At 67.3% G+C, this 17,868-nt stretch carries 14 protein-coding genes and 2 tRNA genes; 5 read left to right on the top strand and 11 right to left on the bottom strand.

The annotated features are described in order from the left end of the window. Window positions 1-138 precede the first annotated feature (138 nt). Window positions 139-1,074, top strand: coding sequence for an aminotransferase class IV (locus IEX13_RS01945; RefSeq protein WP_188660617.1), 936 nt, complete (start codon window positions 139-141; stop codon window positions 1,072-1,074). Next, window positions 1,071-1,805 (top strand): sulfotransferase-like domain-containing protein, encoded by a 735-nt coding sequence (locus IEX13_RS01940; protein WP_229668419.1) that lies wholly within the window; start codon window positions 1,071-1,073, stop codon window positions 1,803-1,805. The genes IEX13_RS01945 and IEX13_RS01940 overlap by 4 nt, the downstream gene beginning before the upstream one ends. A gap of 79 nt (window positions 1,806-1,884) precedes the next feature. Here the strand turns inward: IEX13_RS01940 and IEX13_RS01935 are convergent. The 3 genes from IEX13_RS01935 to uvrB form a co-directional block, all read right to left on the bottom strand. Beyond that, window positions 1,885-1,959, bottom strand: a tRNA-Val gene (locus IEX13_RS01935). 66 nt (window positions 1,960-2,025) lie between these two features. Beyond that, on the bottom strand, window positions 2,026-2,286 hold the full coding sequence (locus IEX13_RS01930) for a hypothetical protein (protein ID WP_188660614.1): 261 nt from the start codon (window positions 2,284-2,286) through the stop codon (window positions 2,026-2,028). Between the two features lie 77 nt (window positions 2,287-2,363). Further along, complete coding sequence (uvrB, locus tag IEX13_RS01925; RefSeq protein WP_188660612.1) at window positions 2,364-4,373, bottom strand: excinuclease ABC subunit UvrB; 2,010 nt, start codon at window positions 4,371-4,373, stop codon at window positions 2,364-2,366. A 144-nt stretch (window positions 4,374-4,517) separates the two neighbouring features. Here uvrB and IEX13_RS01920 point away from each other — a divergent pair, with 144 nt between their 5' ends. Together IEX13_RS01920 and IEX13_RS01915 are read left to right on the top strand one after the other, a co-directional pair. After that, window positions 4,518-5,063 carry a GspH/FimT family protein gene (locus tag IEX13_RS01920; RefSeq protein ID WP_308423881.1) on the top strand — a complete coding sequence of 182 codons (546 nt, stop codon included), beginning with the start codon at window positions 4,518-4,520 and terminating at the stop codon, window positions 5,061-5,063. Between the two features lie 48 nt (window positions 5,064-5,111). Beyond that, a tRNA-Asn gene (locus IEX13_RS01915) sits at window positions 5,112-5,188 on the top strand. Between the two features lie 69 nt (window positions 5,189-5,257). Here the strand turns inward: IEX13_RS01915 and IEX13_RS01910 are convergent. The 6 genes from IEX13_RS01910 to IEX13_RS01885 are packed head-to-tail and all read right to left on the bottom strand — an operon-like array spanning window position 5,258 to window position 11,859. Then, complete coding sequence (locus IEX13_RS01910; RefSeq protein ID WP_188660607.1) at window positions 5,258-5,683, bottom strand: type IV pilin protein; 426 nt, start codon at window positions 5,681-5,683, stop codon at window positions 5,258-5,260. 3 nt (window positions 5,684-5,686) lie between these two features. Then, on the bottom strand, window positions 5,687-9,175 hold the full coding sequence (locus IEX13_RS01905) for a pilus assembly protein (protein WP_188660605.1): 3,489 nt from the start codon (window positions 9,173-9,175) through the stop codon (window positions 5,687-5,689). A gap of 38 nt (window positions 9,176-9,213) precedes the next feature. Beyond that, window positions 9,214-9,753, bottom strand: a complete 540-nt coding sequence (locus IEX13_RS01900; protein ID WP_188660603.1) for a pilus assembly PilX family protein — start codon at window positions 9,751-9,753, stop codon at window positions 9,214-9,216. Continuing rightward, on the bottom strand, window positions 9,750-10,781 hold the full coding sequence (locus IEX13_RS01895) for a PilW family protein (protein WP_188660600.1): 1,032 nt from the start codon (window positions 10,779-10,781) through the stop codon (window positions 9,750-9,752). Before IEX13_RS01895 ends, IEX13_RS01900 begins: the two co-directional genes overlap by 4 nt. After that, the gene (pilV, locus tag IEX13_RS01890; RefSeq protein ID WP_308423880.1) at window positions 10,778-11,230 is read right to left on the bottom strand and encodes a type IV pilus modification protein PilV; all 453 of its coding nucleotides are present in this window, start codon (window positions 11,228-11,230) and stop codon (window positions 10,778-10,780) included. Before pilV ends, IEX13_RS01895 begins: the two co-directional genes overlap by 4 nt. A gap of 20 nt (window positions 11,231-11,250) precedes the next feature. Further along, window positions 11,251-11,859, bottom strand: coding sequence for a GspH/FimT family pseudopilin (locus tag IEX13_RS01885; protein WP_188660597.1), 609 nt, complete (start codon window positions 11,857-11,859; stop codon window positions 11,251-11,253). A gap of 149 nt (window positions 11,860-12,008) precedes the next feature. Here IEX13_RS01885 and IEX13_RS01880 point away from each other — a divergent pair, with 149 nt between their 5' ends. Next, window positions 12,009-13,031 (top strand): sensor histidine kinase, encoded by a 1,023-nt coding sequence (locus tag IEX13_RS01880; RefSeq protein WP_188660594.1) that lies wholly within the window; start codon window positions 12,009-12,011, stop codon window positions 13,029-13,031. Here the strand turns inward: IEX13_RS01880 and ppnN are convergent. Together ppnN and IEX13_RS01870 are read right to left on the bottom strand one after the other, a co-directional pair. Beyond that, window positions 13,028-14,413, bottom strand: a complete 1,386-nt coding sequence (ppnN, locus tag IEX13_RS01875) for a nucleotide 5'-monophosphate nucleosidase PpnN (RefSeq protein WP_188660591.1) — start codon at window positions 14,411-14,413, stop codon at window positions 13,028-13,030. The genes IEX13_RS01880 and ppnN overlap by 4 nt on opposite strands. 120 nt (window positions 14,414-14,533) lie before the next feature. Further along, a complete protein-coding gene (locus IEX13_RS01870; RefSeq protein ID WP_188660587.1) occupies window positions 14,534-17,800 on the bottom strand; it encodes a TonB-dependent receptor in 3,267 nt (1,088 codons plus the stop codon). Window positions 17,801-17,868 lie beyond the last annotated feature (68 nt).

Genomic DNA, 17,868 nt, shown 5'->3' with positions numbered 1-17,868 from the left:
GGCGCCGGTTTCCCGGGGCCACCTTTTCTGCCGGTTACGGGTGCAAAGGTAGGGCCGGGAGCCCGCCAAGTCAATGAATCCGCCCCGGAAACCGGGGTCGTCGGGCTAGACTCGGGGCAGTCCCAGGGAGAGCCCCGCATGGCCCAGAGCGTGCACGAATTCCACGACGACCCCCGCAATGCCGATATCCGGATATGGATCAACGGCCGCCTGCTGCCCCGGGCCGAGGCCACGGTGTCGGTGTTCGACAGCGGCTTCGTGCTGGGCGACGGGGTCTGGGAAGGCCTGCGGGTGGTCGGGGGCCAGCCGGTTTTCCTGGACGAACACCTCGACCGCCTGTTCGAAGGCGCCCGGGCCATCGCCCTGGACATCGGCCTCGACCGCCGGGGCCTGGAGGCCGCCATCCGCGAGACCCTGGCCGCCAACGACATGCACGACGGCGTGCACCTGCGGCTGATGGTCACCCGCGGCCCCAAGCGCACGCCCTACCAGGACCCGCGCGCTTCGGCCGGCCCGGCCACCATCGTCATCATTCCCGAGCACAAGCAGGCCAAGCCCGAACTGGTGGCGCGCGGGCTGAAGCTGTTCACCGTGCACGTGCGCCGGGGTTACCCCGATGTGCAGGACCCGCGCTGGAACAGCCACAGCAAGCTCAACTGCATCACCGCCTGCATCCAGGCCACCCAGGCCGGCGCCGACGAGGCGCTGATGCTCGACCCGCACGGCTTCGTCGCCACCTGCAATTCCACCCACTTCTTCATCGTGCGCCGCGGCGAGGTCTGGACCTCCACCGGCGACTACTGCCTGCACGGCGTCACCCGGGCCAACGTGCTGCGCGCCTGCGCCGAAGAAGACATCACGGCGCGCGAGAAGAACTTCACGCTCACCGACGTCTATTCCGCCGAAGAAGCCTTCTGCACCGGCACCTTCGCCGGGCTGGTGGCGGTGCGCGAAGTCGACGGCCGGGTCATCGGCGACGGCAAGCCCGGGCCCATGGTGGCGAGGCTGCAGGCGCTGTACCGGGGGCTGGTGGAACGCGACGTCGCCGTGCGCGCCGGGGAGAGGCTGGCGTGATTGCGCTGCGCATCGGCATGTGGTCGGGGCCGCGCAACATCTCCACGGCGATGATGCGGGCCTGGGAAAACCGGCCCGACTGCGCGGTCAGCGACGAACCGCTGTACGCGGCCTACCTGGCGCAAACCGGGCTCGACCACCCGGGCCGCGACGAAGTGATCGCCGCCGGCGACACCGACTGGCGGCGCGTGGCCGACGCGCTGCTGGGACCCGTGCCCGGCGGCAAGCCGGTCTGGTACCAGAAGCACATGGCCCACCACCTGCTGCCCGGCATGGACCACGACTGGATCCACGGGCTGCACAACGTGTTGCTGATACGCGATCCCGACGAAGTGGTGTCGTCCTACCTGCGCTCCCGCGCCACGGTGGCCCCCGCCGACATCGGCCTGCTGCAGCAGGCGGAGCTGTTCGACGAACTGGCCTCGGCCAGCGGCGCGACGCCGACGGTGATCGATTCCGGCGACTTCCTGGCCGACCCGGAAACTTTCCTGCGCGCGCTCTGCGACCTGTTCGGAATCGAATTCACCGGGCGCATGCTGCACTGGCCGGCCGGGCCGCGCGACAGCGACGGGGTGTGGGCACCGCACTGGTACGACACGGTGTGGAACTCCACCGGCTTCGAGCCGCGCTCGGCACGCCCTGCGCCGGTGCTGGACGACAATGCGCGCGCGGTCGCCGATGCCTGCCGGCCGGCCTACGAGAAGCTGCGCGAGGCGCGGCTGCGGCCCTGAGTCCGGAGGCCCGGGACCCGGAAATGCGAAAGCCGCCCGGAGGCGGCCTTGGATCCCTGTGATTCCATCCTGGAAAGGATGGTGGGCGGTACAGGTTTCGAACCTGTGACCCCTACCATGTCAAGGTAGTGCTCTACCGCTGAGCTAACCGCCCACAAGGGCCGCGAAGTATAACAAGCGACCCTTGCGTCAGCAATGGCGGATTGTCGGCAATGGCGGTTCAGTCGGGCAGGCCGTGGCGGCGGGCGCACTCGCGCTGGCGCTGCGCGGAGGCCTGGCGGTCGCTGCGGCCGGACAGGCCGTGGCTCCACTCGCAGGCCTTGGCCTGCGCGCGGTCCAGCAGGCCCGGGCCCGACGGTGCCTCGCCCCATTCAGACCCCGTGGCAGCCAGCCCGGTGGCGCCGTGGCTGGCCCCGGTCAGCAGGCCCAGCGAAAGCACGAAAACCCCGGCCAGCAGGCCCCGTATCCCCAAGGTGGACATTAGCTGTCTCCGGACGGGTCCCCACCCGTCCATGCCCCTTTTCTACCCCCCTGCCAGAAGTAATGCAAGGCGGCCGCTCAGGTCATCAGGCCCTGCTCCCGCAGGCGGTGGATTTCGTCGCGGACCCGGGCGGCGTCCTCGAATTCCAGGTCCCGGGCGTGCTGGTGCATCTTCGCCTCGAGCTGCTTGAGCCGGGCGGCCAGGCGGGCCGGGTCGAGGGTGGCGTAATCGGTTTCGCCCTCGGCCACCCTGCGGCCCTTGCCACGACTGTCCTCGGGTTCGCTGCGGGCACCTTCCATCACGTCCATCACGGCGCGAACGATCGAGGTCGGGGTGATGCCGTGGGCCTGGTTGTATTCGACCTGCTTCTGGCGGCGGCGGTCGGTTTCGTCGATCGCGGCCTTCATGGAATTGGTGATGCGGTCGGCGTAGAGGATGGCCTTGCCGCGCAGGTTGCGGGCGGCGCGACCAATGGTCTGGATCAGCGAGCCGGTCGAACGCAGGAAACCTTCCTTGTCGGCGTCCAGGATCGCCACCAGCGACACCTCGGGCATGTCCAGGCCCTCGCGCAGCAGGTTGATGCCCACCAGCACGTCGAACACGCCCAGGCGCAGGTCGCGGATGATCTCGACGCGCTCGACCGTGTCCACGTCGCTGTGCAGGTAGCGCACGCGCACGTCGTGTTCGGCCAGGTAATCGGTGAGGTTCTCGGCCATCTTCTTGGTCAGCGTGGTGATCAGCACGCGGTCGCCCAGCTTCACCCGGGCATGGATCTCCGACAGCACGTCGTCCACCTGGGTGGCGACCGGGCGGATTTCGACCTCCGGGTCGATCAGGCCGGTCGGGCGCACCACCAGTTCGACCACCTGGTCGCCGGACTTCTCGATCTCGTACTTGCCGGGCGTGGCCGAAACGAAGATGGCGCGCGGCGAGCGGCGCTCCCATTCCTCGAACTTCAGCGGCCGGTTGTCCAGGGCCGAAGGCAGGCGGAAGCCGAACTCCACCAGGGTTTCCTTGCGCGAGCGGTCGCCTTTGTACATGGCGCCCAGCTGCGGGATGGTCACGTGCGATTCGTCCACGACCAGCAGGGCATCCGGCGGCAGGTAGTCGAACAGGCAGGGCGGCGGCTCGCCGGGCATCTGGCCGGTCAGGTGCCGGCTGTAGTTCTCGATGCCGGAACAAAAACCCACCTCGGCCATCATCTCGAGGTCGTACATCGTGCGCTGCTGCAGTCGCTGGGCCTCGAGCAGCTTGTTGGCCTTGTACAGCTGGTCCATGCGCTCGGTGAATTCGACCTTGATCGTCTCGATGGCGTCGAGCACGGTGCGGCGCGTGGTGACGTAGTGCGACTTGGGGTACAGGGTGAAACGCTGCAGCTTGCGGCTGACGTGGCCGGTAAGCGGGTCGAACATCGCCACGTTTTCGATCTCGCCGTCGAAGAGTTCGATGCGCAGGGCCTCGATCTCCGATTCCGCCGGGTGCACGTCGATGGTTTCGCCGCGCACGCGGAAGGCGCCGCGCACCAGTTCGGTGTCGTTGCGCTTGTACTGCATCTCGGTGAGGCGGCGGATCAGTTCGCGCTGGTCGATCCGGTCGCCCTTCACCAGGTGCAGCACCATCCGGAAATATTCATTGGGGTCGCCCAGGCCGTAGATGGCCGACACGCTGGCCACCACGATCGCATCGCGGCGCTCGAGCAGGGCCTTGGTCGCCGACAGGCGCATCTGCTCGATGTGCTCGTTGATGTTGCTGTCCTTCTCGATGAAGGTGTCGGTGGACGGGATGTAGGCCTCGGGCTGGTAGTAGTCGTAGTAGCTGACGAAATATTCAACCGCGTTGTTGGGGAAGAAGCTCTTGAACTCGCCGTAGAGCTGGGCGGCCAGGGTCTTGTTCGGGGCCAGCACCAGGGTGGGCTTCTGCACCGACTCGATGACGTTGGCGATGGTGTAGGTCTTGCCCGAGCCGGTGACGCCGAGCAGGGTCTGGTGGGCCAGGCCGGCCTCGAAGCCGGCGACCAGGCGCTCGATCGCCTGCGGCTGTTCGCCGGCGGGCTGGTAGGGCGCGACGAGCTCGAAACGTTCGGACACGGGGGACGTCCTCGCGGTGGCAAACAGGCAGTATAGCCACCCGCCGACACCAGGCCGGGGCGCCTGCGCAGGCGCCCCGGAGCGCAAGCCCGACAGCCGCGCCGAAGCCGCTTGCGCAGACTGGCGGCCCGATCCGGCGGAGCAATGGCGATGGCAAGGCGAGGCAGGGGCTTTTCGTTGATGGAACTGACGGTGGTGCTCGCCGTGCTTGCCGTCGTGCTCGCCCTGGCCGGCCCCTCTTTCGCCCGCCTGCGGGAGCGGCACGCGGCGCTCGAGGCCTTCCACTCCCTCACCGTCGCCCTGATGGGCGCGCGCATGGCGGCGATCCAGCGCGGCCGGCCGGTCAGCGTCTGCCCCAGCGCGGACGGCGTGAGCTGTCGCACGGACCTGGTCTGGGACGAAGGCTGGCTGGTCTACCTCGACGCCCGGCGGCAGCCACAGCCTGGACGCGCCGCGGACGTGCTGTGGCACGAACAGCGCGCGCCCGGCCTGCTGGCGATCCGCGGCAGCCCCGGGCGCCATCGGGTGCGCTACCAGCCGACGGGACTTTCCGGCGGCAGCAACGCCAGCCTGCGCGTCTGCAGCCGTGACGGCCGGCACCTGGGCAGCGTGGTGGTCAACCTGGCCGGCAGGGCGCGCCGGGAGTGGGTTTCCGGCCAGCAGCCGGTGCCTTGTCCCTACCCGCCCTGAATCACGGGGCTTGACCGGGGGGGCGTGTCGTTTAAAATGCCCGTCCCCGCCCGAATAGCTCAGCCGGTTAGAGCACTTGACTGTTAATCAGGGGGTCGTTGGTTCGAGTCCAACTTCGGGCGCCAGCACACATGGAAAGGGCCGCGTAATCGCGGCCCTTTCTTTTTTGCGTCAGCAACTTGCCGTTACCGGCCTCACCAGCAGTAGGTTGCGCCGCTGCTGCCCGTAACGCTTCGGGTACCCGCCTGCGACAGGCGCAGGGTGCCGCACTTGGTATCGGCACTCGCCTGGGCGCCCTGCGGCACGGCTTCCACGGAATAGGCCGTCGCCGTCGGCGTGCCGTTCAGGCCAAACGTATACAGGCCCGCCAGGTCGTCGCGGCAGCCCAAGGCCGGGAGCGCGTTCACGTTGGCATAGGTTAGCCGCGTCGTGTACTCACGCTCCATGAACTGCGCCACCTCCAGAAGGCACGCCGAGGCCGCTGCCCGGCGCGACTTGACCACGGAGTTCTGGTAACTCACGAGGGCGATGCTGGCGAGGATCGCAATGATGGCCACCACGATCATCAGTTCGACCAGGGTGAAGCCTCGGTTGCCGCGATGGTTCTTGAAGGTCTTCATGACTTAGTCCTTGATGAGCTCACGCCAGGAGATTCGACCCTTCACCAAGGGATTGTTGACCGCCACCGAGCCCGTGGTGCCCAGGGAGCCACCGGCGACGAGCAGGCTTTCCACCACGGTCGGGGAAGTCGGCATCGCGATGCCCAGGTTCACCGAACCAACGGGCAGCGAGTCCTGACCCGACGTCAGGCGGTCGTCATCGAAGGCACCATCGCCGTCAACATCGAAGAACGGGTTCTGGACGCTGGTGCCGGTGTAGGCATCCAGGGCATTGATGTAGCCCGTACCGCCGGCGTCGCAGGGGTCGCTGCTCGGGATGATGCTGGCAGCCACCAGGACGTTGCCCAGCAGGAAGGGGTCACCCACCATGCGTTCGGCCGGGGGAAGCACGGTCAGGTCGACGAACCAGCCCTTCTTGTCGGCCGGGAGCGGGGCGTTGGCCTGGAATGCACGCACCGGCTTGCCGTCGATGGTGCCGCTGGTGACGGCCATCGTGCGTGCCTGCAGGTCGGTGGCGCGGGCGCCCACCGCCGCGTCGTTGTCCTTGATGCCGTAGAGCGACTGCACCGCGGTGCTGGTGAGGTCGCCGCTTTCGAGGTACTTGCCCGTGCCGAAGAACACCCAGGGCTTGAAGGTGGACGGGTCCATGGACACGGACAGGCCGCCGGTGATGGGCTGGCCATTGCCGGCCGCATCCGTGGCGACGAAGAACGGGTCGCCTTCCGCATGCAGGCCCCAACCGTTGGTGCTGTTGTCGGACAGGTCGAACTTCCAGATGTTGCCCTTCAGGTCGCCGGCGTAGACGTAGTCGATCAGCCCGTCGCCATCAAGGTCCCAGCCACGCGGCGAGGACAGGCCATTGTCGCTGTCGGCCTTGGCGACGATATGCCGCAGCAGGGCGCCGGTCTGCAGGTTGAACACGAACAGGGTCGGGTCGCCGGTGCTGCTGTTGATGCCGTTGGACACGATCGCGACCGGGGTCTTGACCTTGTTGTTGCCGGTGCCCAGCAGGACGTTGGCGATCAGCGGGCGACCCAGGGAGTTGCCCATGTGGTCGCTGGCCGTGTTGGCATTGCCACCGTTGGTGCCGAGGTACTGGCCGGTGACGTTCGAGGTCCCGAAGGTGTTGGGATTGGTCACGTCGAGGAAGTACACGCCCTTGCCGCCACGGCCGAGGCTGCCCACCAGGTAGTTCTTGCCCGGGGTTTCGACGTGGCTGGACACCATGACCGGCCCGTCCACGAAGTAATCGTGGGCGTAATCCGGGTCGGCCAGGGTCTTGAGCTTGTCGAGGCTGGCGGTGCTGGTGGCGTTGGGAATGAAGGCGAACAGTTCGTCGCCCATGTTGGTGCCGGTCGCGCTGAACGCGTGCAGCATGCCGTCGTTGGCGCCGATGAAGATCGTGTTGGTTTCCTTCACGAACGCCGGCGAGGAGTTGATGATGTCGCCCAGCAGGTGGTCACGATTGCGCAGCGTGCCGCCATTGCGACGCTCGTTGCTGGTGTCGCCCTTGATGTAGTTGGCGATGTTGGTGCCCAGCGCCGTGTTCTGCGCGGTCGTCGGGAAGTCGGCGCCCGCCGTGCCCGACCAGGTGAAGACCTTGCGGGTGCCGAAGGCGGGAATGCCCTGCGAACCACGCCATTCGGGGTTGGGGGCCACGCCCGCTGCGGAGATCGCATAGGACGCCAGCTCGCCGGTCCACTTGCCGGCCACGAAGCTGGCCTGGAAGATCCGGGTCTCTTCCTTCAGAGCAACGCTGTTGGCGGCCACGTTGGAACCCGAGGCCGTGCGCTCGTTGATGGCGACCAGCACGCGCGACAGGCCCTGGGCGAACTCCACCGGGTCGGCCGCGCTGAAGAAGCCGCCGCGGCTGTTCAGGCCCGCATGCAGCAGGTCGTCGATCTTGGCCGCGGCGCTTGCGCTCGGGTCGGGCCAGGTGATCGTGGTGGTGGTGTCGCCGATGGCGGCGAAAGCATCCTCCGGATCCACCGCGCCGGTCACGCCCAGGCCCACGCCATAGGTGACCATGTGCTGCCAGAACGCCGGGTTGGCGGTCGTCGTCGGGACCTTGTTCTCGATGGTCGAACGCAGGTCGGTGCGCCAGTAGTACATGGCGACGTCGGCCAGCGTGTCCGAATAGCCGTCGGTGAACGGCGAGACCGGCGAGTAGGTGTAGCTGGACCCGGCCGGGCGGGTGATCTCGCTGCCGGAGGTTCCGTCGTTGTTGGCATTGGCCGGCGACGAGGCTGCATCGCCGTTCCAGTAGCCATCCGTCATCAGGATGGAATAGCTCTGGCGACAGGCCAGGTGCGCCGTGGTGTCGGAACCACCGGGGACCGCGGCCCAGGGGCCGGAATTGTCGCCACGCTGGAAGTACTTGCCGGCATCATCCAGCGCGCGCCGCAGGGGCGTGCCCGCGGCCGGGATGTCGCGGCCGTAGAGGCTGGTGAAGAACGCCGTGCGGTCGGCCCCGACGAAGGGGCGGACGCCGGACACGATCGTTTCGGTGCTGGTGCCGTCGACCGACGACGAATCCTTGTTGATGGCACCGAAGCCAACCCGCGGCGCCGGCGAGGCGGCCGTCGAGGTGGTGGAGAGACCGGAGAAGGCGCGACCGATGCCGGCGCGGGCAAGCAGGATGCGCGAGCGGTAGTACTGGTACCAGTTCGCGAAGTTCTGGATCTCCTGCGCGTAGGTGCAGGTGCCCGCGACGCAGTCGGTGCGGGAGGCGCGGCCATCGCCGGTGTAGCTACCCACCGCGGGCCGGATCTCGACCTTGGTGTAGCTGCTCGCGCTGGTGGCATCCCCACTGCCGTCGTAGCGGAAATAGGCGGCCGGCCAGAACTTCAGGTCTTCCTGGTCGGCGAAGCAGGCCTCGGCCGTCGAGGCGCAGATCGCGCCATAGTCCTGCCAGTAGTTGCTGTTGTAGTTGCCGTTGTCGACCGTGAGGTCGCGGCAGTACTCGGCGCCGGTGCCCACGTTCTCGGGGTTGTGCAGGGCGCAGGTGGTGCTGGCGTTCGCCCGCAGCGAGCCGTCCGCATTCGACCAGGGCTGGTAGGTGATCGCCGGGTTGTAATAGATCTTGTTGAAGCTGGGCGAACGCACCATGGCGCCGTAGCCGCTGCCGGATTCGACGTTGGCGACCACGTTGGTGTAGTCATCGTCGCCATACACGTCGTCGGCGCGGGGGTAGACCAGGCCGACGTTCAGGCCGATCTGGTCGCAGTAGTAATAGACGTACTGCGAACCATTCCAGAACCTGCAGCGATCGTTGGTCTGGCGGGCCCGGAAGATCAGCCCGTCGGGCATGATCTCGCCGTGCATCGAGCCCGAGTCGTCGATCACGAACATGATGTTCGGCGGCACCGCCGTGCCGGACTGCAGGGGCACCCGCGGGATGTCGATGGCTGCCTGCACCGCCGAGGCCATCAGCGTGGCAAGGGCGGTCGTGGCAAAGGCCAGGACGTATCGGGATTTGGATTGCTGGCGCATGGCGGTACTCCGCTCGGGATGCATTTGGGGGGCGCGAATCATTCTGGCGAGGTGTAGGACGACTGCAGCAGGACTTCGGCGCGGCCGGCGGCCACGGCGCGGGCCGTGATGCGGTAACGCGGGCCGAGGCAACCGGCCTGGATCGGGACTTCGCGGTCACAGCCGGGCCAGTTCGGTGCCTGGCCCATGTATTCGATGAAATAGGCCGGCGTGACCGAGATGCCGTCGGCGGTGACCGCCGTGGCGCTGAAATAGGGCGGCGTGGCCTGCAGCCACCGGTCCACGTAGGCGTCCTGGTTGGTCGGATTGGGGCTGCCGCACAGGCCAGTCGTGCACGAATCCGTGTACTGGAAGGACTTGGTGGTCGCCGTCCGCGCCTCGGCTTCGCGCAGTGCCGATTCGGCGGCCTGGAACATCAGGCCGCGGTCGAAGATGTTGGCCGACATGCGTTCTTCCATCATCGCCCCGCGCAGGCTGGCCAGCCCGAGCAAGGTCATGATCAGAAGAAGCATCAGCACCACCAGCAGGGCGACGCCGCGCTGGCGGGAACGGGGACGGATCGTGAAGGAAGGCGTCATGGCGTGCGGTTCCGCAGGGTGACGACGTGGGAAAGCTGGCGGGAGAGCGCGGCACCGTCGGTGCCCCGGATCTCGTTGGCCGACTGCACGCCCGCCACGCCCACCAGGTCCAGTTCGATCTGGACGGCGTTGACTTCACGCCAGGCCGTGGAGGCGACGCTCGCCGCCGGCACGTAGGACGACGTCCCGGGCACCAGGTAGGTGAGCTGCATGTCCTGCACACCCTCGGTGACTTCTTCCGGCGGGTTGAGCAAGTTGCGGCGATACAGCGAACGACCGCCGCGGCCGTTGTTGCCGATGTACCAGACGCCGGACGCGAACTTGGCGACCACCGCATTGTCGGCGTACTGCTTGCCGTCCTTGGGCTTCGAGGCGCAATCGGGATCCACCGGGAAGCTCAGCGCCTTGCAGGAATTGCCCGGCGTCTGCGAATTGCCGGTGTTGTGCACGACCTGGAGCGTGCCGCCGGCATTGGGACCCGACATCTGGAAGATCGTGGCCTGCGAGTAGTCGCAGATCAGCAGGATGTCGCCGACCTCGAAGCCATGGTCGGTGGTGTTGGTGAAGATGGTGGCGGAGGCCGGCACGTGCTTGCTGACCGTGACGCCGGCATCGGCCATGCCGCGGTATTCGAAGGCATCGGTGCCGGCCACGCGCTGGCCGGCAGCCGTGCCGAACGGCGCGACCGCGATGGCCTGGTTGCCGTCGTGGCCGCGGATGCCGTCACCCCAGCTGTAGTCAAAGGCGGCGGTGTCCTTGAGCACGTTGGCGACCGGGATGTTCTTGCCGCAGACGGTGCCACCGGCCTCCCGGATTTCGCGCGCCATCAGTTCGAAGGCGACGCGGCCGTTTTCCTGGATGCGTCCCAGGGTTTCGGTGGCGTTGTACGTGCGCTTGTTGGAGATGAAGATGCCGCCCGCAGCCGCGACGACAATCAGCCCGACCAGCAAGGCCACCATCAACTCGATCAGGCTGAAGCCCCTGGGCCGGACCGGCGTGCGCCTCGTGTTTCTCAGGTTCGCGTTCATATCCGGCTCGTCGTGGTCAGGGTTTCATTGGCGTCGCCGCCGCTGGCACGGGAATCGTTCCAGCGGATGGTGACCGTGCAGACGTTCGAGGCGCAGGCGATGCTGCCGCAGGCCGAATCGCCCATCGTGGCCTTGAGCGAACTGATCCAGGTGTTGTGGTCGTGCGAGACCAGCGTGGCGCCCGCCGCGGGAATGGTGCAGGTCATGCCGACGTTGTAGGAGTTGGCACGCGCCGCGGTGGCGTTGGCCCGCATCGCATCGAGGATGGCGTAGCTCAGCACCGTCGCCTGGGTCCGGTCCAGGGCGCTCTGGCTGTTGCGCAGGGTCACGGCCTGCAGGGCCGCGATGCCCAGCAGGCCGACCGCCATGATCAATACGGCGATCAGGACCTCGATGAGGCTGAGGCCGGACTGGCGCCGCGGGGCGCGTGGAGGGCGCATGCGATTCATTCTGGTGGCTCCTGGGCAGCTCATTGGTTGGCCGGTGCAGCGCAGGCGGCGTTGACCGCAGGGGCGTCCACCGACACCCGCGCGCCCGAAAGACGAACCAGCCGGGCATTGCCGGCCGGCCGGGTGGTGGCGACGCAGACCTGCAGCGTGGCCGCGAGGATGTTGCGATCGTTGCCGGGGCGGGCAAGGCCGTCCGGGCGGAAGGTGATGCGGTGCGCGGGCGTCGCGCCGGAGATGGCGGCGCTCACCCCGACCACGGCCGGTGCCCGCACGATGGTGTCGCGCACCACGACTTCGGCGCCGGTCACCGCGCCATCACGATTGGTGTCGACGAAGGCGATGTGGCGGGACCAGTCGGTGCCACCGCAGGCCGTCCCGTTGGTGCTGGGACAGACCACGACCCGCGTATTGCGGCGCATGGCCTCCATGCGGGCCATCTGCATGCCGGCCAGGACCTCGTTGGCGCCGCTGGCGAGGCGGTTGTTGGTGATCATGATCTGGAAGTTCGGGAACGCGATGGCCGAGACCACGGCGATGATGATGATCACCACCAGCAGTTCCAGCAGCGTGAAACCGCCCTGGGGCAGCATCGGGTGCAACGCGTTGCGGGGGGAGGCTTTTGCAGTCATGGGATTCCCCAGGATTTCAGTGGCCAAGGTAGTCGGGGCCAGGCCCGGTCGCCACCTTCAGCCGATGGGCGGGTGATTCCGGGGCCCGAGTGGCCCCGGCCAGGCCAGGCCCCGGGACTGGCATGATGGTGCGGACCGGAGAGCCCGTGATGACCCGCAGCGAATCCCACCCTACCCCGATCGAACTGCTCTGGAAGGCACCGGCCATCACCGCGCTGGTGGTGGCCGGCGAGGCGCTGGCACTGGTCCTGGCGCTGGCACCGGGCGTGGGCTCCGACCGCTGGGTCTATTTCGGCCTGGCGTCGCTGATGATCCAGTGGATCGTGCTGCTGAGCCTTTCCGGCACCTTTCTCTTCCGCGGCCTCTTCCTGCGCCTGCGCCCCGCCTCGCAGGCCTGGCTTGCCCTGGTGCTGCTTCTGGCGGCGACCTGGATCGCCGGGGGCCTGGCCGCCTGGCTTCTTCCCGACACCACGCCCGGACGCGGCGGGCACGACCTGGCCTGGATCGCCCGCCTGTCGGGCATGGCCCTGGCGATGGGTTTGCTGGGCCTGGCCGCCTTCCAGAGCGTCTGGCGCTCCCGGCAGCTGGCCATCCAGGCCAAGCAGTCCGAACTCGAGGCCCTGCAGGCGCGCATCCGGCCGCATTTCCTGTTCAACACGCTCAATACCGGCGCCGCCCTGGTGCACGCGCGCCCCGGCGAGGCCGAGCAGCTGCTGCTGGACCTGGCCGACCTGTTCCGCGCCGCCCTGTCGGGCCCGTCCGAGCTGCCGCTGGCGGGCGAACTGGAGTTGGCCCGGCGCTACCTGGAAATCGAACGCCTGCGTTTCGGCGACCGCCTGCAGGTGAACTGGAGCCTGCCGCCGACCCTGCCCGACGTAGTGGTGCCGGCCCTGTCCATCCAGCCCCTGGTCGAAAACGCCATCCGCCACGGCATCGAGCCCTCGCCCAGGGGCGGGCGCCTGGACGTGACCGTGGTGGAGGAAGTGGACCAGGTGCGCGTGGTGGTCAGCAACGACCTGCCGCCCGCCGGGCGCAAGCCGGCCGCGGGCCACCAGGTCGGCCTGGCCTCGGCGCGCGAACGCATCGAGGCGCTCAGCGAAGGGCGTGGCCGGCTGGAAACCCGGGTGCTGGACGGACGCTACGTCGCCACCATCACCCTGCCTGTGGCCTAGCCGTCGACGACCTGGTAGCAGGGCACGTAGTCGCCGGCGATCTTCATCCGCCGCTGTTCGACGAAGGCGCGCAGCAGGGCGTCGAGCGCCCGCATGATGTCCGTGTCGCCGCTGATCCGGAACGGGCCGTACTTTTCGATCTCGCGCATGCCCTCTTCCTTGACGTTGCCGGCGACGATGCCGGAAAACGCGCGGCGCAGGTCGGCCGCCAGCAGGTGCAGGGGCTGGTCGCGGTGCAGGTTCAGCCCGGCCATGGCCTGGTGGGTGGGCGCGAAGGGCTGCTGGAACTCGAACGGGATGTGCAGCGACCAGTTGAAGAAGAACGCGTCCTGTTCGTGCAGACGGTGTTCGCGCACCTTGCGCAGGCCCTGGCGCATGGCCGTCGCGACCGCCACCGGGTCGTCCACGATGATCTGGTAGCGCTGGCGGGCCTCGTCGCCCAGGGCCAGCTTCAGGAACTGGTCGATCTGTTCGAAATAGGCGGCGGACTCGCGCGGACCGGTCAGGATCAGCGGGAACGGCAGGTCCCGGTTCGACGGGTGCAGCAGCAGGCCCAGCATGTACAGGATTTCTTCGGCCGTGCCGACGCCACCCGGGAACACGATGATGCCGTGCCCCAGCCGGACGAAGGCTTCCAGGCGCTTTTCGATGTCCGGCATGATCACCAGGTGGTTGACGATGGGGTTTGGTGATTCGGCCGCGATGATGCCGGGCTCGGTGATGCCGATGTAGCGCGGCTTCCAGTGCCGCTGCTTGGCGTGGGCGATCGTGGCGCCCTTCATCGGGCCCTTCATGGCGCCCGGGCCGCAGCCGGTGCAGATGTCCAGGCCGCGCAGGCCCAGTTCGTAGCCCACCCGCTTGGTGTACAGGTATTCGTCGCGGCCGATCGAATGGCCGCCCCAGCACACCACCAGGCTCGGCTCCATGTAGGACTTCATCACCCGCGCGTTGCGCAGGATCTCGAACACCGCCTCGGTCATGCCGGGACCGGTCTCGAGGTCGATGCGGCCGCCTTCGGCCACCTCGTTGGCGTTGTAGACGATGTCGCGCACGACGGCGAACAGGTTCTCGGCGATGCCGCGGATGATCTCGCCGTCCACGAAGGCTTCGGCCGGCGCATTGCGCAGTTCGATCTTGATGCCACGGTCCTGCTGGTGCACTTCGATGTCGAATCCGGCGTAGCGCTGGGCGGCGGCGCGCGGGTCGTCGGAGTCGCTGCCGCTGGTCAGCACGGCCAGGGCGCAGCGGCGCAGCAGGTCGCGTTGGCCACCCGTGGAGGCGTCGGCCAGGCGGGCGACTTCGTCGCGGGAAAGGATGTCCAGGCCACCCCGCGGGGAAATGCGGGCGTTGACGGTGACGGCGTTCGGAAGGGTGTCGCTCATGGCGCTGCTTTCTCTTTGTCTTCTCGTTTTTGGACCGCCGACTCTAGCACCGCCGGAGTCCCCAAAAGGAAACGGCCGGCGGTTTCCCGCCGGCCGTCGCCGTGTCGCGTCGTACCGGGATTAGAACTGGTACTTGAAGCTCAGCATGACCGACCAGCGGGAAACGGCGGTGTTGCCCTTGTCGTTGTTGTTTTCCTGGATCTGCGCGCCGGGGCCCGGGCCAGTCCAGTGGTAAACGTAACGACCCTCGTTGCCGGCGCAGGCGGCCAGCGTGGTGGTCGGGCCGCAGATGCCGGCGTAGTTGGCCAGCTGCTGGGTCGAGTTGAAGCCGTAGTCCTCGATGATGCCCCAGTCTTCGTTGAGCATGTTGCCGATGTTCATGATGTCCAGGGCCAGCACGGACTTGTGGCCTTCGGCGAAGCCCGGCAGTTCCTGGGTGATGCGAACGTCGAAGCTGTTCACCCACTGGGTGCGGAAGGCATTGGCCGGGGCGATCTGGCCGCGGTAGGCAGCCAGGTCCGGGTTCTGCTCAAGCCACTCGAAGAACGCTTCTTCCATGCCGGGACGGGTCCAGACCACGTCGCCCGGGCCAGCCGGCACGTAGAACAGGTCGTTGAAGCCGCCGCTGTCGCCGTTGGCGTCGTTGCGGAAGATGTAGCTGAACGGGCGGCCCGAACGACCTTCGTAGAACAGGCCCACGCGGGTTTCGTAGTCGGCGAAGAAGTTGTGGCGCCAGGTCAGCGAACCCGTGAAGCGGTCCTTGATCGCGTAACGCGAGTTGTAGGCGATACCCGAGTTCAGGTCGCCGATGAGGTTGCTGCCCCAGTTCGACGAGTTGGTCGAGCTGGTCATCGGGCTGGCGTCGGTGGCTTCGGTGTAGGTGTAGAACAGGCTCCAGCCCCAGGTGTCGATCAGCGGCTTGTCCAGGCCGAAGGTGAGCTGCTTGCTCTCGCCCTTGCCGGAGTTGCTGATCAGGAACACGTCGCCGACGCCGTTCGGGCGCAGGGCGCGGTTGAAGGCGCCGTTGGTGCCGTTGGAGATGCCGAAGTTGCCGGCACGGTCCGGGTCCAGGCCGTTGGCGTTCCAGAACAGGTCGCGGCCGTCCGGACCGACGGCGGTGATGCCCTCGCCGTTGGCGTTGAACGGGTCAAGACGCTGGATGAAGATGCCGTCCTTGGTGTTGGTCACCAGGGCCTCGGCCGAGAACACCACGCCGTGCCACGGCAGCTCGTGTTCGAACGCCAGGTTGGCCTTCCAGACCGACGGCAGCGCGAAGTCGGGCGCGATGATGTCGACGTTCTGGCGCGGGCAGTTGGGCAGGGTCGGGACCGGGCTGCAGGCCGCGTTCGAGCCGGACGGCGGGATGTACAGGTCCGGGCCGGAGAAGCCGGTGCCGTTGCGCTCTTCGTACTGGACGTAGTTCAGGCCGGTGTTCTGGTAGGCGCCGGCCAGCCAGACGTTCGGCGAAGCACCCTGGAACAGGCCCAGGCCGCCGCGGATCTGGGTCGGACGCTCGGAGTCGAAGGTGTAGTTGAAGCCGAAGCGCGGCTGCAGGATGTCGACGTCGACGGTGTTGGAGTTGTCGTAGCCGTAGATGTTCGAGACGTACTCGTTGTACAGGCGCTGGTCGTCGAAGTCCGGCTTGTCGTAGCGCAGGCCGAACATCAGGGTCAGGTTGTAGTTGACCGCCCAGGTGTCCTGCACGAACAGGCCGGTGTTGGACTGGGTGTAGGCCGCCGGGATGTCGGCGTAGCTGCCGCCGTTGGGACGCGGCGCGCGCACCACGTAGAAGCTGTAGTTGCCGGCCTGGAAGTCGGCCAGGCTGTTGAACGTGTACGTGCCGTTGAGGTCACGGCCGTAAAAGTTGATGACGTCGTTGTTTTCCCAGTCGAAGCCGAACTTGATCTCGTGGTCGCCCACGAACAGGTTGCCGGCGCCGAACAGGGTGGTCTGCTCGGTGTCGATCAGGTTGACGTGGCTGTTCTGCTCGGTGCCGATGTAGATGGAGCTGTTGCCACCGAAGCCCTGGATCTGGATCTGGGGCAGGTTCGAGTTGGTCTGGCGAACCGCGGTGTAGTCACGCTGCGAGACCTTGAACTCGGTCGAGAAGTTGTCGGTCCAGTCGCTGAAGACTTCCAGCACGGTCGACTCGAATTCCTTCGCGTAGTTGTACCAGAAGGTGTCGAGCGAGATGGAGTTGTTGTCCACCTGCGGGAAGCGCAGCACGCCCTGCTCGAGGAAGCTGTAGCGCAGCGCGGCGCGGTGCGCGTCGGAAATGTTCCAGTCCAGCTTGATCGCGTATTCCTCGATCTCGGTGTCGGCGTCCAGGCCGCCGATGCCGCCGGCGTTGAAGCCGTAGCCCTGGGCCGCCGCCTGCACAGCCGCGATGTCGGCGTCGGTGATGTCGCCCGAACCATACGGGGTGGAACCGAAGCCGGTGGCCGGCGCGGTGCGCACGTAGTTTTCGTAGTTCACGAAGAAGAACAGGCGGTCCTTGATAAGCGGGCCACCGAAGGTGCCGCCGTAGGTGTCTTCGGACTCGAAGCCGTTGAACTCGACGCCGTCGAGGTCCTTGCGGACCCAGTCACCGTCGCGCAGGGTGTAGTACAGCGAGCCGTGGAACTCATTGGTGCCCGACTTGGTGACCGCGTTCACCACGGCGCCGGTGCCGCCGGCGATGGTGGTGTCGTAGTTGGCCAGGTCGATGTTGATTTCCTCGATCGCGTCGATGGAAACCGGCTGGCGCTCGGTCGGCAGGTTGTTCGACTCCAGGCCGAACGGATCGGAGGCGCTGACGCCGTCGATCTTGATCAGGTTGTAGCGGGTGTTCTGGCCGCCGGCCGAGATGGCGCCGTCGGACTTGGAGATCTGCGAGATGCGCGGATCGGTGCGGATGTAGTCCTGGATGTTGCGGCCGGCCGACGGCAGGGTTTCGATCTGCTGGCGGTTGACGTTGGTGCCGGTGCCCATCTTGTCCGGGGAGAACACTTCGGACATGACGGCCGTGCCCGTCACTTCGACCGCGGCCAGGGTAGCCAGGTCTTCGCCCAGGCTGGCGTCCACGGCGGTGGTTTCGGCCAGCTGCAGGTACACGCCCTCGCGGACCTCGACCTCGCCATCCTTCATGATGGTGATGGTGTACGGGCCACCCACGCGCAGGCCGCGCGCCGAATAGCGACCGTCAGCGCCGGTGGTGGCGTTGCTGGAGGTGCCCGACGGGGTGTGCACGATCGTCACCTGGGCGCCGGCAACCGGCTGCTCGTCGGCGCCGGTGATGCGGCCACTGACGGCGGCGGTGGTGTTCTGCGCGAAAGCCGGCGCCGCCGCGAGGGCGAAGGCGAGGCCGAGGGAAAGCTGCGAAAGCCGAACCCGGTTGCGATTGGTCATGGTGAGAAACCCTGGTTTAAGGAAAGTGTCGGAAATTTGTCTGCGGCGTCCCGCCGCGGTGCCTGACG

Source organism: Arenimonas soli (genome assembly GCF_014643775.1).
Classification (GTDB): domain Bacteria; phylum Pseudomonadota; class Gammaproteobacteria; order Xanthomonadales; family Xanthomonadaceae; genus Arenimonas; species Arenimonas soli.
The sequence above is the reverse complement of the archived record's forward strand: the minus strand, read 5'-3'. Positions and strand labels throughout refer to the sequence as shown.